We start from the raw sequence: 15,662 nt of genomic DNA on the forward strand, positions 1-15,662 counted from the left end.
AAAACAACATAAAAAAACAAATAAAAAGTAAAAGGATTTCTATAAGTAGAAATAACCCCGTGTGTAAATGCCACCGTATGGTGGCATTTTTTTGTTTGAATAGTTATAGACTGTAATAAGCGCATTTTGAATAAAGGCATGGCTTATAGGTGCTAACTTATAGGTGTGTAACCGGGTAAATTATCAAAATCTATCTCATCTAACTGCTCTGGATCTGCATACTCGTTGATATAATTTTTATAAACCTCTGACTCAATAAAAATAGCAAAAATATCACCATCAAGATGGTTTTTAGCAACCATTGACCCTAAAATAAATAAACACTCACTGACCGGTTTTGCTTTTTTGTAGGGTCTGTCTACTGCAGATAGCGCTTCAAAAATATCCGTAATAGCCATTAACCTTGCAGGCACCGACATTTGCTCTTTGGTTAAACCTCTTGGGTAACCAGTACCATCAAGTTTTTCATGATGACCTAAAGCATATTCAGTAACATTGCTTAAGTGTTTAGGAAACGGCAGGGCATCTAAAATATTTTTAGTTACATCCATATGACGCTTCATTACTTCACGTTCGGCTTCGGTTAGCGTGCCTCTTCGTATTGTTAAGTTTTCAACTTCATCAGCTGAGAGCAATGGTGTATTAATATCATTAATAACGAGTTGGTATTTGTTTGCAATGCGTTCAATGTGCTCAAGTTCTGCATCACCTAAAAACTCGCCCCCTACATTAACACGCTGTAATAATGCACGGTCTAATGCCAACTGTTTAAGCTCGGTATCAAGTAGGCGTTCAAATTGTTGAACTTCGATAGGTTTTTGCAGCTTCATCGCACAGATGATCTTTTGCTGATACGCTATTTTTAAATCTCGGCTAATTATTTCAAATTTAGCATCTACATATTTTATTCGATCAAAAATAGTTTCTAGTTTTGTCGACTTTTCCATGATGTGATCGGGGGTCGCTATTTTCCCACAGTCATGTAACCAGCCAGCTATATCAAGCTCATGTCGGTCAGCTTCAGTCATCGAAAATGAAGCCAAAGGACCTTTATTTATATCATTAACGGCATCAGCTAGCATTAACGTGAGTGCTGGCACTCGTTTACAATGGCCACCGGTATGAGGAGACTTTTCATCTATTGCCATCGCAATTGTTTCAGCAAAGGTCGAAAAGAGATCTTCCATTCCCTTAATTAGTGTTGAGTTAGTTAGCGAAATAGCGCCTAAAGAGGCAAAAGATCGAATTAGAGTGACGAGCTCTTCACTAAAAGGAATGTTTTTATTTTGCGCATCTTTTACATTTATAAGCTGGATTACGCCAATAATGTCATCTTCATGATCTTTTAAAGGAATTGTTAGCATGGACTCAGAACGATAACCCGTGCGTGCATCCATTTTGCGTGCAGCGCTCATATCAAAAGGCAAGGCATCATACACGTCAGGAATGTTAATCACTTCCCCTGTATTAACAGAATGCGCAACAATAGCAGTGTCATTTGGTTTGCCATCAATAAAAAGATCTATATTAGGAAAATCAACAGGACCACCTAACGTGCCACCTAAATAAAGATTTAATGACTTGTTTATTACCGTTTCAAACTTGAGTTGTTTGTTTGGGGTAATAGAGTAAATGCTGCCAGCATCAGAATGTGCTATCGACATTACAACTTGCAGTATTTCATCAAGTAACTTAGACGAGTTTTTTTCGGTTGTTAGTCTAATGCTAATATCGATAAAGTGCTGAAGATTTGTTTTGTCTTTAATGTGCTGTCGCATATGTTTACTACTTTTGAGTATGTTTGAAGGCACCATTCCAATCCTTAGCTAGTGTTTGCAAATCAGTGCCCTTAATACGTTCAATAAAAATGGCATAAATGTTGGGGCTAAATACGGTTGTACTGCGTAGTTCTTTAAATAAGCTAAGTGCTTGTGGCCAGTTTTTATTATAAAAAAGCGTCATGGCCTGCTGCGACTTTTTAACTTCATTTAACTGCTCTTCATCGAGCTTATCTGTAAAGTTTATAGGTTCAAACAACTGTACAGCGGCTGTTTTACCAACAACTTGCACTTTATCTATTAAACGAAATGAAATATGAGGGCATTTTTTCATTGTCTCTTCTGTAACAAGAATAGCTACGCCATAAAATTTGGTCAAGCTTTCTACTCTAGCACCTAAATTAACAGTATCACCAAGAACTGTATAGGCTTTACGGTAAACCGAACCCATATCACCTACATTCATGTCGCCAGTACTTAAACCGATACCTATTTTTATTGCAGGCTGGTTGTTTTCTGCAAATAACTGATTTATTTTCGTTAACCCGTTGATCATAGACATTGCGGCTTCAACACCATGGCGAGCGTGGTTTTCATCTTTCAGTGGGGCATTCCAAAATGCCATCACCATATCGCCTACGTACTTATCAATAGTTCCGTGATGATCAAATATGATTTTGGTAATAGCTGTAAGATATTCGTTTAAATATTCACTTAACTGATGAGGCGACATACTTTCTGATAGTGAAGTGAAACTACGAATGTCGGCAAACAACACCGTCATATTTTTTCGCTCACTTTTTTGAGATAAACTTTTACCTTGAAGTATCATTTGGTTTATTCGCTCAGGAGGAACATATTGGTCAAACATAGATTTTATTTTTCGGCTGTGTTTCATTTCAGCGATAGAGCCTACAATGATGTAATAACCGGCTAATATAATGATAAGTAAAAGAGGCATTAATAAAGGTAAACTAATTTTTTGTACTGACCATAAATAAACGTTTAAAAATATAACGACACTTGTGACTGTAAGAGACAAAACAATAATAAAACGTGCGCTCTTAGCGTGGCTAAAAAATGACAGTACGCAACCCGTCAATGCAATGATGAGTAAGCTTGCTCCCTGTGACCAATTAGGTTTAGATGGCAGTAGCTCTGGGTGCATTAACCCTTCAAATATATTGGCATGAACCTCCACACCCGGGTATTGCAAACCAACAGGTGTTGATCTTAAATCAGCAAGCCCTACGGCGGAAGTACCAATAAAGGCTACTGTGCCTTCTAATTCATCTAAACCAATTTTTTTGGTCAAAATATCGGTAGCCGAATAATAGGGGAAGCTATGCGCACGCCCTTTGTAAGGAATTAATATTTGCCCATACTCATCAGTTTGAATCCACTTATCTTGAAACTTTATACCTTCGAATAAGGTTATACCATCTAACCTATTGGAACGGGTTTCTATGTTTTCAGCAAGGGTATAAAGTCGAGCAACTTCAAGTGCTAAAGAAGGATAAAGCTTATCGCCAACTCGATTTATAAGAGCTGCTTTACGTATAAAGCCATCTTCGTCAATATGTGCATTAATAAAGCCGGTGCCCGTTGCAGCATTTTGTAACTGTGGAATATTTACAATAGCACCAGGAAACTGGTTTATTTGTGAATTAGTGTGTTCTTCGCTTGCCCATACAACACTGTTTTTAGCTGGCAAGTTTTGATTAGTCAGTTGTTCATCAATTAGTAAAAAACCAAGAACAGTATCATTTTTAGATAATGCGCTTGCTAGTTTTGTGTCTGCATCGACTTGTTTAGTAATTTCAGCAAAGGGGATGGTGTACTTTTTTGATAAATCAGGAATTTCAGACATAATTTTTGTAACAGGGTTTTCTTCCTGTTCAGAAAAAAATATATCGAATGCAATAACAATAACACCTGCATCACTAAGCTTTGTAACAAGGTCTGCTAATTTTGAGCGACTCCAAGGAAAGCGTCCTTGTTCTTGCATGCTCTTTTCATCGATATCAATTATTACAACGGTTTCATCGATGCGTCTAGGCGTCTCTGAAAGCGTCAGTAATAATCGAGAGTCGTATATTATACCTTCTACACGGTTAACTAACTTTGCAAGCGACCCAGTTGAAAATAACTCTATTGATGCAATTAATAATGTAATAACAGCGCCAATAAAAAAGTGCTTTGAGGTAATGGGTTTTAAGAAGCTAATGAGCAACGCTCCTTGATAGACTAAAAATCAAAAACTCGTCCTTCTCGGCCGCATTCTATTTTTACCTGTTGAGCGTACTGCGTCTGTAAATACTTTTCTATAGAGACTAACTGTTCATCGGTTCTTGATGGATCGTGGCTAATAATAATCACATTTTTAATACTCGCTTTTATAGCAAGCTCAGCAACCTGATCTATGGTGCTATGACCCCAACCATGCTTAAGAGGCAAGTCTGCATCTATAAATTGAGCATCGTGAATTAGTAAATCAGCGCCTTCAATAAAATTACTCCATTCGCAAATACTTGTGTTTAGCTTGTCTGGTGGGTTTAGCTCATTGTCGGTAACGTAAGCTATCTTTTTTTCATCTGCTTTAATGCAATAAGCAGTACCGCCACCAGGGTGATTCAGTGGAGCAGTAGAAACCAAAAAACCGTTAAGTGTAAATTGCTTTTGAGACGATAAATCAGTATTAAGCGTAATATTGGCAGGTAAATCCTGATAACACACAGGAAAGTACGAACCACTCATTTGCTTTAATATGGCATCTTGGCTTTTTTTATCATCAACGCTGCCAGCTACAATGGTTATATTGCGGTTGGGTTGGTAGATAGGTTTAAAAAAAGGAAACCCTTGAATATGATCCCAATGATTGTGCGTTAGCAAAATATTGATAGGACTTTGGGTTTCTAGTAAACGTGCACCGAGTTCTACAATACCGGTACCAGAGTCTAAAATAAGATCTTTACCGTTGTTTTGTTCAATGTACACACATGAGGTATTTCCCCCAAAAATGTGAGTATTAATTCCAGCTGAAGGCATCGAGCCTCTAACACCAAAAAATTCAACTTTCATAATTTAAGGCTAAGCTCCATCTGCTTCAAAATTGAATTTAGAAATACTAACATTGTTAGAGTTAGTGTCATTACAAGTGCTACTTACAACAACTTGGGTATCATTTTGCAGGATGATTGAAGTAAATACATGCGTGCTGACACATTGACTTGCTTCATAAAATCCGACACCACTGGCTCCAAACGTATTATCTAAAGTACCGTCAGTTAAAATGCGCGCTAACATGCCTTTATTGTTAGCCTTGCCTGCTAAAATAAGTTGATTGCTGCTATCTAGCGCTGCACCACTTAGCTCAGTGTTACCGGTTGAGGCCAAAGTATATTCACCGACACCGTTTACGGCAAAGCTAGTATCAAGCGTACCCGTAACAAGCAACCTAATAACATTGGCTTTATTTGGCGAATCAATAAGGTTTGCTATTAAATATAACTTACCCGTTGTGTCAGTTAAAATCTGCACTATTTTATTGTCGGTATCTGTAGTTTCTTCACCTACATATTTAAAGACCTCAGTACCGTTTGAGCTCAACTTCAATGCGATTAGCTTTGAAGTGCCACTTAATACTGACTTACCACCAATGAAAATATCTGCATTGTCGGTATGTACGCGGTTATAGTACTCAAAAGCTGAGCCTATGATACTTCCGCCAGTGCCAAAGTTAGGCTCAAGGGTACCTTCTGGCGTCAACATTATAACGATTGGGCTAGGAGTGCCACTTATTACGATTGACCCAACAGTAATAATGTTACCGCTGTTATCAAGTGCAATATCTGTCAGGTTTACCAATTCTGCGCCACTGACAGAAGTTGTATATACACCATCTGTAGCAAATGAAGAGTCTAAATTACCAGACTGATCAACTTTAGCTACAAAGCCCGCTTCACCATTTTCACTATTTTTAGAGCCTGTAATAACTAAATTGCCGTCGCTTTGCTCGGTTAAAGCAACACGCGACTTACTCAAATCTATGGCGATTTCTTTATGGCCACTTTCGCTAAAGCTAGTATCGATATCACCCGCACTCGTAAAACGTGTTAATACTAACTTAGTAACTGAGTCCGATTTAGCCGTTGATGCAAGAATGTACTTACCAACATTAGGGCCATTGCTAAGTTGTAAAACGTTCATTGATTCATCGTTAGTCGCATCTACTAAATTATTAAAGGTAGAGTAACCACTGGTTTCAAAGTTACTAAATAATGTGGCTTGACTATCTATTGCTGCAATAAACGGTTTTGTACTTGAATCATCATTAACACCAGCTACCCAAATAGTGTCATTAGGGTCGATAGCTAAAGTGTTGGCAAATTGCTTACCACTTATACCATCAATTATATTAATGCCGGAGGTGCCATAGGCACTATCTAAAGTACCTTGATTATTAATCCGTGCTGAAAATAATTTTTCTGAGGCTGATACGCCAGTCGTCCCCGACAAACTAATGCCATTGTTACTAGGCTCGTGTTTAATACCTGTAATTTTAGCGCCGCCATTGCCATTTCCACCATTACCATCAATATCATAAATTGCTATACCAGAATTACCAAAGGTGGTGATCAGCTCCCCATCTTTATTAATAGCTAATACTACCGCTTCTTTTTCACCGCTGGTTCTTGTTACATATCCACCTGCGAAGGCAGTAAATTCAGAATCAATAACTCCGCCTACAGCAAAAAGTTCGTCGTCTTTATTATTATCTGATATATCAATTATTAGTGCTGCGCCACCATTAAAGTTATTGTCATTATCGCCATCAGATTTTAAATAACGAATTAGAGAGTCTTTTGTTCCCTCTGCACTGGTAACAGTCCCTACAACTAAGTAGTCGGATTTATCAAAGTTCTTAATTGCAAAGCCTTCATCATCTCGATTAGCGCCGCTAACATCGACAATAGCTGGAGTAGAATTCTCAAAATCTAGATCTGATTTTTTGTAATGTATCCATAGGCTATCGTTTTGAGTCCCATCAAAGTGTTTACCTACAGCCAGTATTTTATCGTCATCAATTTCAAGGTCATTAATAACGGTAGTACTATTAAGCGTTGTACACTGAATACCTGCGCCACTTTCACCGTCGTCATCATCATCGTCATCATCCGAACCAGTGCTTAACGTTCCAGCGAGATCCATTTTAAGTATACAAGCTTCATTATGGGTGCCATCAAAACTCGAATAGGCAATGAAAAGATCTGTACCGTCAGAAATAATAGCTGTGGCTTCCTCATCTTGATCTAAATCGAGTATTTTAGTGCCGGTGTTATTAAAGGCAGTATTTATATCACCATTATTTGAGTAAGAGACAATAAGAAGGTCTTTATCAGCATTGTTGGTAAAACCAACAAAATATAGGTTGCCATTAAGCTCAATACTGTCTTTAAACTCACCACCAGAAAAAATGTTCGAAAGATCAAGCTCTCCTGTAATTGGGCGGCCAAATGTCACATCTTCAGTTGGAATAAGAAGTTCAACTTCATCAGTAATATTAACGGTTATGTTAACGTTTGAACTTTCATTAGGTGTGCCATCATCAGTTATAGTCACATTTAAGATATATTGATTAGTTGTTTCAAAATCAAATGGGCTTTCACCTACGGTTGATAAAACACCAGAGCTACTATTAATTTCAAATGAAGCAGTGTCACCGCCAGTTAAACTATAAGTTAAGGTCTGGTTCTCAATATCTGACGCGCTAACAGTCCCAATGATGTCGCCATCTGTAGCATTTTCACTAATACTAAAACTTTGAACCGATGCTATAGGTGCATCGTTAACCTCAGTTATGGTAATAGCGACTGTGGCTGTATTGGTTCCACCATTATTATCACTTACAGTATAAGTTACCGTGGCGAGTCCATTGGTATTCGCAGCTGGGGTATATTGAATTTGATCGCCAACTACTGAGGCTGAGCCAATATCAGCTGAGGCTGAAGAGATCACCAAGCTGTCTCCATCAGAGTCAGTATCATTTGCTAATACGTTTATCAGTATTGGTGCTGCATCTTCAGCCATAGTTGCAGTATCGTTATTAGCAACAGGTGCATCATTCACGGCAGTTATCGTAACGGCGACTGTGGCTGTATTGGTTCCACCATTATTATCACTTACAGTATAAGTTACCGTGGCGAGTCCATTGGTATTCGCAGCTGGGGTATATTGAATTTGATTGCCAACTACTGAGGCTGAGCCAATATCAGCTGATGCTGCGCTTATGACAAGGCTGTCGCCGTCTTCATCTGAGTCATTGGCTAATACGTTTATCAGTATTGGTGCTGCATCTTCAGCCATAGTAGCAGTATCGTTGTTGGCAACAGGTGTATCGTTCACTGCCGTTATAGTAATAGTGACCGTGGTATTATCTGTTCCACCATTATTATCACTAACAGTATAAGTTATCGTGGCGAGTCCATTAGTATTCGCAGCTGGGGTGTATTGAATTTGATTGCCAACGACCAAGGCTGAGCCAATATCAGCTGATGCTGCGCTTATGGCAAGGCTGTCGCCATCTTCATCTGAGTCATTGGCTAATGCGTTTATCAGTATTGGCGCTGCATCTTCATCCATCGTTGCTGTGTCAGTATTTGCTATTGGAGCATCGTTTACAGGTGTAATAGTGATAGTTAACGTTGTTGTACTGGCACCACCGCTGCTATCGCTTACAGTATAAGTAACTGTTGCTACGCCGTTGTCGTCGGCTGCCGGTGTATATTGAATTTGATTGCCAACCACTGATACAGAGCCAATATCAGCTGATGCTGCGCTTATGGCAAGGCTGTCGCCATCCACGTCTGAGTCATTTGCTAATACATTTATTAGTATTGGCGCTGCATCTTCATCTATTGTAGCTGAGTCTGCGTTTGCTATTGGAGCATCGTTTACGGGAGTAATAGTAATTGTTAAGTTAGTAGTTGCAGTACCGCCGTTCCCATCATTTATTGTGTAGTTAATAATTGCTGTTCCATTTGTATTAGCAGTAGGCGTATATTGGATTTTATTATCAACAACAGATGCAGAACCTATATCTGCAGTAGCAGCTGTTATCACAAGAGTATCGCCATCAATGTCGGAGTCGTTAGCTAATACGTTAACTAATAACGCAGGAGCATCTTCGTTCATCGTTACTGAATCAGCATTTGCAGTAGGGGCATCATTAACAGGTGTAATGGTAATCGTCACACTTGCTGTTCTGTCGTTTATACCTTCATTACCAGTGCTATAACCATCAGTAATGGTGTAAGTTAGTACTATCTCACCTGAAAAATTTGCTGGTGGAGTAAACTGTATTTTTCCGGCGACAATAGTCGCTTCACCAGTAGTATTTTCTATATTAGAAATAGTAATTGTATCGCCATCTGCATCAGTGTCGTTAGCTAGCACATCTAATAAAGATGCAGAGCTGTCTTCGTCTAACGTATATTGATCGTCATTGGCTTCTGGAAAAGTATTAACGCCGCTTTCACTTAAGGTTACTTGAGCTGTTGCAGTTAAGCCTTGCTCATTTGAAATTGAATAGGTAAAGCTATCTACACCAATAAAACCTAAGTCTGGCTGATAGGTAAACGAGCCATCAGCATTTAATGTAAGTTCGCCATTTTGAGTTGCATTAATTGCCGTGGTATTAACTGATAAATCGCCAGCCTCAATATTAAAGTCGTTAATTAACAAGCCATTTTGTACTGTTACTTCAAATAGTTTATTTTTGCTAAATTGATAGGCATCATTTTGTGCAACAGGGTTATCGGGTTCGCTGTTTATTACTAAAGTTACTGTGGCTGTAGAGGTTGCACCTAATGAGTCTATAGCTTGGTATTGAAATTGATCAACACCATTAAAATTAGCATCCGGCACATAACTAAAGCTGCCATCAGTTGCTAATAATAGTTGGCCATGTGTGGGTGCCACCATAAACGTTTCATCAACTGAAAAACTGTCATTATTTGGGTCAGTATCGTTACTAAGCACACCATTGGCAGCTGTAACCACAAGTGTTTCATCTTCGCTTAAACTATAGCTATCATTTTTTGTTACAGGGGCTACGTTAGTGTTTGAGCTTACAATAGTTACATTTGCAATAGCCTGAGCACCTTGTGCATCAACAACTCTGTACTGAAAGCTGTCTTGGCCTTGCATATTTTGCTCGCCTTGGTATTCAAAGCCACCATTATCAAAAAGGGTTAATTGTCCTCTTGTTGGTTCGCTAACCGGCGTTGTATCAACAGTTAAGTCATCTAAGTCTATATCGCTATCGTTTATAAGTAAGCCTGGCGATAGGACAACTAAGGTTCCATTGTTTGTAATGCTGTAAGTATTATCAAGCGCAATAGGAGCGTCGTTAACAGCTAAAATGGTTATCTCTACAACTGCGGTATCTGTCATACCTAGCTCGTTAGCAACTTGATAGCTAAAGGCATCTTCACCATTAAAGTTTGCAATAGGGATATAAGTAAAATCCCCATTTTCATTTATATTAAGAGTGCCATGCTGCGGTAGAATTAATGCATCTGCATTTACACGTAAATCACCACTGTATTGATTCGTATCATTCGTTAGCACGTTACCTTGCAGAGTTTGATCTTCATTTATCTGAAACTGATCGGCATTAGCCTCTGGTGCAAATGCAAGCTCTCCACCCACTGGCGCTATATTTATTATATTAGCAAAACCACTTTCACCACTGCCATCAACACCGGTAATAAGTACTTGATAACTTTTATCTGTAAGTGACTCGGTAATGCTTAATGCAGTATCTTGAATACTTAAAAATTGTTGCCCATTCTCTAATTCATTAATGTTAGTAGATGTGACTCCAGCTTGAGTTGCAATATAAACGTTGTAACGATTAAGTTCGGGGTTGGCTTGCCACGAAAGATTAATATTATCTTCGTCTCGGTGTGCTGTAACACCTTCAATTTGATATGGTTGCCAGTTAAAAGTGATTGCATCAGCAAGTACCTGATTATTTAAAGTGTCAGTTATCCATATTTCAAGGCGTATTTCCCCAGGAATTACGCCATAAAGTGCAGGGCTGAGGCCTATAATTGACTTTTCGTAGCCAACACCACAATCAGAAGAACACAGTGATATGCTTTTATTAACACTAGGGAGCACTAAATTAACTTCAGCAATGCCATCAGTATCCGAAGCTTCAAGTAAAAAAGAAACATTACCTTGTACGGTGTCGTTTGTTTGTGGAAAAACAATATTAGCGCGAGTATTAGCTAAACTTGCTCCAACAACTCCTCTACTTGAAGTGACAGCACCTAAAACTTTTGTACTCTTGGTTTGATTACTCGCTATAACACCAGCCAAATTTATATAGCTAGTCACCGTTGGCGGTATTACTTCAGCCGTAGGTGATTGTATTGCCTCTTGAGTGGGGCTTTCTTCTGAGCCTCCACAGGCACTTAACAAAAACACCATAGAACCAAGCAAAAATATATTTTTTGCTGTCATTTTAAATACTCCATAATAAAAGCTTTGTATCCAATGTGTTTATGGTTCTAATTTAAAAGAGCCGCTAGCATTTACATCAGGATTATTTATTTCGTTAAGATTAAAGTTGCCAGTAATGTTGTCTAAGTCATTCAAAAATATTGCTTCAACATCGCCCTCGGCTTTATTGTTACCATGGGATGCAAATGTAACGGCCAGTTCAAGTTCGCTTAAATTTATTAAGCCGCTGTAAGCTGCATACCAATTTCCACCGGCGTCATTAAAACTAATTTCGCCATCAGGTACGGTGCCATTATCAAAATCAACTGCCATAGTCATAGCAAAGTCAGTAACAGCACCCACACTCGAATTTACATTAAAGCTTGATGCTTCATAGTTAAATACACCTTGGCGCTGAGCTATTTGATCGACTAAAGATGCGCTGCTAACAGTTTGAAATTGTTGTTCAGAATATATATCCATAACACCTGTATCTGCTTCAAAAGCATTTACTTCAACTTCAGTTACCGATGCTTGCTCAGTTTCTTCTTCGTTGTCGTCTTTAGGATCAATTGCTACTATATTTTGATCAAACACACGTGCCGCACGTGTTGTTTTAAAGACTTCACCAGTGGCTGTAATTTGTGCAAACGAAAATGCTTCGTTATCACCCAAAGAAACCACGTTATTATTTTCTAACGTTAAATCTATTGCGCCATCCCATACCGCTAAAAATACATCGCCTTTAACCAGCTGAACTTCAAAATGCGTTCCGCGTATTCCAATAGAGCCTACGGGAGTTTTTACACTATAAGAGCCGCCATTTTTTTTAATTACGCCGGAAATAGAGCGCAAACCGCCTTTAAGTAACTCAATAGAAGCAGAGCCCTGTTGGGTATTGTCATTAAATTCGTAGTTAGCAATATTTAATTCTGAGTTTTCTTTTAAGGCTATTAAACCACCATCCAACATCGAAAATTGCGCTTTGCTTTTCTCTCCAGTCGTAATGCGATCTACGCCAAAAACAGTATCTCTGCGCTGCAATTGTCGTTGTTGTTCATTGCTTCCATCAACCGCGAGTACAGAGCCTCGTGCTAAAATAGTTTTACCAGCAGGGTCGTTTGCTTGTGTATAAAAACTTACACAAAGTAAAGTGGTAATTACAGGGAGTAAATGTTTCATAAATACCTTAAATTAAAATGAGTAAGAAGCGCTTAAATTGATATCTAAACGGTCATATTCGAATAAAGAAATATTACTGGATTTATCTTGATAGTTGGCAGCCAACTGTATGGCTAAATCGCGATTAACTAAGTAGCGAACAGAAGTTGAGAACATAAAGAGGTTATCGGCACGTTCTTGTAAAAATAAAGGGTGATCATCTTTATAATTAATCCATTGGTATCCAGCAAGAGATAACAACTGCCAATGTTGAGCCAACTGAGTGTTCACTTGGTAGTACAAGCTCGTAATATTACGGCTATTAAATTCACCTTCAGTAATGTCCGCTTCCTCGCTTTTAGCGTTAATGCTTAAGCTTTGAAACCAATTTTTAGCTGCATAGCTAGCACCTGCATTCATCGCATAAAATGAGTTATCGAGCTTTTCATCAAATCTATTGTTTAAAACACCCGCAGTCAAAGAGCTAAATAAATTAACTTGTTTATTTAGCGTAAAATTAGCTCCGGCCGTTAAAGTTGATTCAGTACGATAAAGTTCGCCATCAAGCATCAACGGAGTGGTAGCAACTCGTGCAAACCAACTTATGTCATTTTGTTTATATTGATAGGCGGCATTAATGTGCGCATTTATACGATCGTATTGACTGAGTTCTTCAAACTTGTACCACCCGGTATCAATACTTAAAGTGATTAAGCTTTTTTGATCAATAGGGTGAGAGTACTTTCCTCTGTAATTAAGTCGTGCATAGTTGTCCTGCGTACTTTTACTTTCTGGCGATAACAAAAACTCACCAATATTAGGAATTATAATCGTATTTTCTGCAGTACCTGCGTTTACGTTGCCATCTACGCCAAGGGCAAGCTCAATATTTTGTTTATAAGAGCGTCCAGCCTCTTGTTGCTTAAGTGCTGCAGTTTCTAGCAATGACTGTGTTGAAGACTTTATATTATTAGGTGTGTCAGGTGAGTTAATTAGTATTAAAGCTTGAGTATCGGCAGCAGGTAAATTATTAACTGTTAAATAAGCGCGAACTAAGTACAAGCGAGCTTCATACCATCTAGGATTATTTTCAACCACGCGTTCAAAGGCAAATACAGCTGGCGCCGCATGTCCTGTTTTAAGTGCACTGACCCCTAATAAAAAGTCGTATACGGGTTCGCCTAGGTACTGGTATTCGCTATTACTTTTTTGATAAGCCTGAGTGTATTTTTTTTCAGAAACTAATTTTTGAAGCTCAATCAATAGCTTATTGAATTCATCATTGCTTTGAGCCAATGAGTTAAAGCTCATTACAGCTAAACAACTACACAGTAAATTTCCTAAAACCTGTTTAATCATGCTGAATTTTATATCCCAGTAGAAGTTTGATGTTTTGTAAAAAGTGATGCCAACATTAGAAACCTACCACTTTTTGTAGCTAAGTATAGTTAATACAGTCACATTGGTTAATTAATTGTAGATAAGTAACGAGTTATACCAATCCGCGATAATACTTAATCATTTTGCGGGGCTAAACGTGCGCTACCTGTGTTAAAAAATTCTCATTTACGACTGCATGGATGCAGAAGGTAGAGCAATGCAGGAGCAATTGCCGAGAACAACTAAATAGCGAATTTTTTGCCAAGCTATCAACATGTTTTTCCATCCTCAAAATAGATCACTTAATTAAGCGAATTGGTATTAAATACTTGTTTATTAGATATTATTACTAATTAGGGCGTGTTGATCTTTGTGGATTGAAATTTTTTAATCTAGGGATGATTTAATCGCAGCGCGAGATTTGTAAATTAGTGGGTTTAACTAGAGTATTAATAATTGTGTTGCAAGGCTAATATATTGAGGTATTTTAGAGTTTATATTACAGAGTAAAGATAGGGTATAAATATGAGGCTTTCTAGGAAAAAAGTGGGGCGATTGACGGGGCTTGAACCCGCGACAACCGGAATCACAATCCGGGGCTCTACCAACTGAGCTACAACCGCCACTACACACACCTTGTTTGGTGTGGCGCGCATAATACATAAAATAATAATTGTTGTGAAGCCCAAAAGTGAAATAAATTAAAATAATTTAAATCAGGCAAATATAATTAGTATTTAGTCGTTAATATTTTTTCAAGGTAGGCTATGTTTTATCGCATAAATGCCTCTAAAAAATCGAATATACTTGCATTTAATAGTATTAATTCATTATTTCATGAGAATAAATTGTAAATTAATGTATAATAATGCCCGAAAACGCTTAATAAAAAACATTTGGAGTAAATATGGATTCAGTACTTAATTGGCTTAACGATAACTCAGGCCTAATTTTACACTACGGTATACAAGCTGTTGTTGCGCTTGTTATCTTTTTACTTGGTAGTCGTGTTGCTAAGTTTTGTTCTAACTTAACTGAAAAAGGTTTTGCTAAAAAGAAAGTAGATAAAGCTGTCGGTTCATTTGTTTCAAGTATTGTGTACACACTTGTATTTGCTGTAACTATTTTAATGGCACTTTCGCAAATTGGCATTGAAACAACTTCGTTCATTGCTATTTTAGGTGCTGCCGGCTTAGCTGTTGGTTTAGCATTGCAAGGTTCATTATCTAACTTCGCATCAGGCGTACTAATTATTTTACTTCGTCCATTTAAGTCTGGTGACTTTGTTGAAGCAGGTAATAAAATGGGTACGGTTAAAAAAATCGAAATATTCTCAACTGAACTACGTACTCCAGATAATAAAGTAATTATCGTACCAAACTCTCAAATAATGTCTGGTGCTATTACTAACTTCTCACGAGAGTCTACTCGTCGTATCGATTTAGTTATTGGTGTTGGCTACGATGCTGATTTACGTCACGCAAAAGAAGTATTAAAATCTGTATTAGATGCAGAAACACGCATACTTAAAGATCCAGCTTACAATGTATCTGTAAATGAGTTAGGCGATTCAAGTGTTAACTTTATTGTTCGTCCTTGGGTTAACGCTGCTGATTATTGGCCTACTTACTGGTCATTAATGGAAAATATTAAAATCGCATTAGATGATGCAGATATTACTATCCCATTTCCACAAATGGATGTTCACTTTCACAAGCAAGACTAATTTTAAATAGTTATTTAATTAAAGTTATCTTTAATTGTTATAGTGCTAAAGAGCTATTAAACATAAAATTTTCATGCGGTATTTGCTGCATGAAAATTTTTTACATT

General features: G+C 37.9%; 7 protein-coding genes and 1 tRNA gene. 1 reads left to right on the plus strand and 7 read right to left on the minus strand.

The genetic code is table 11. The annotated features are described in order from the left end of the window. Positions 1 to 152: 152 nt before the first annotated feature. The 7 genes from H5157_RS04205 to H5157_RS04235 form a co-directional block, all read right to left on the minus strand. Positions 153 to 1,814 (minus strand): HD family phosphohydrolase, encoded by a 1,662-nt coding sequence (locus tag H5157_RS04205; protein WP_182692623.1) that lies wholly within the window; start codon positions 1,812 to 1,814, stop codon positions 153 to 155. Beyond that, positions 1,786 to 4,011 (minus strand): CHASE2 domain-containing protein, encoded by a 2,226-nt coding sequence (locus H5157_RS04210; RefSeq protein WP_182724208.1) that lies wholly within the window; start codon positions 4,009 to 4,011, stop codon positions 1,786 to 1,788. The genes H5157_RS04205 and H5157_RS04210 overlap by 29 nt, the downstream gene beginning before the upstream one ends. Before the next feature lie 14 nt (positions 4,012 to 4,025). Further along, a complete protein-coding gene (locus H5157_RS04215; RefSeq protein ID WP_182724209.1) occupies positions 4,026 to 4,859 on the minus strand; it encodes an MBL fold metallo-hydrolase in 834 nt (277 codons plus the stop codon). 9 nt (positions 4,860 to 4,868) lie between these two features. Next, positions 4,869 to 11,309, minus strand: coding sequence for an Ig-like domain-containing protein (locus H5157_RS04220; RefSeq protein WP_182724210.1), 6,441 nt, complete (start codon positions 11,307 to 11,309; stop codon positions 4,869 to 4,871). A 39-nt stretch (positions 11,310 to 11,348) separates the two neighbouring features. Continuing rightward, on the minus strand, positions 11,349 to 12,470 hold the full coding sequence (locus H5157_RS04225; RefSeq protein WP_182724211.1) for a FecR domain-containing protein: 1,122 nt from the start codon (positions 12,468 to 12,470) through the stop codon (positions 11,349 to 11,351). Positions 12,471 to 12,482: 12 nt separating this feature from the next. After that, a complete protein-coding gene (locus H5157_RS04230; RefSeq protein ID WP_182724212.1) occupies positions 12,483 to 13,808 on the minus strand; it encodes a surface lipoprotein assembly modifier in 1,326 nt (441 codons plus the stop codon). A 568-nt stretch (positions 13,809 to 14,376) separates the two neighbouring features. Further along, a tRNA-His gene (locus H5157_RS04235) sits at positions 14,377 to 14,452 on the minus strand. A gap of 284 nt (positions 14,453 to 14,736) precedes the next feature. Between H5157_RS04235 and H5157_RS04240 the strand changes: the two genes are divergently transcribed. Beyond that, positions 14,737 to 15,555, plus strand: coding sequence for a mechanosensitive ion channel family protein (locus H5157_RS04240; protein WP_002958438.1), 819 nt, complete (start codon positions 14,737 to 14,739; stop codon positions 15,553 to 15,555). The last annotated feature ends 107 nt before the right edge of the window (positions 15,556 to 15,662 follow it).

Origin of the sequence: Pseudoalteromonas sp. SG43-3 (assembly GCF_014164385.1) — a bacterium.
GTDB lineage: Bacteria > Pseudomonadota > Gammaproteobacteria > Enterobacterales > Alteromonadaceae > Pseudoalteromonas > Pseudoalteromonas distincta.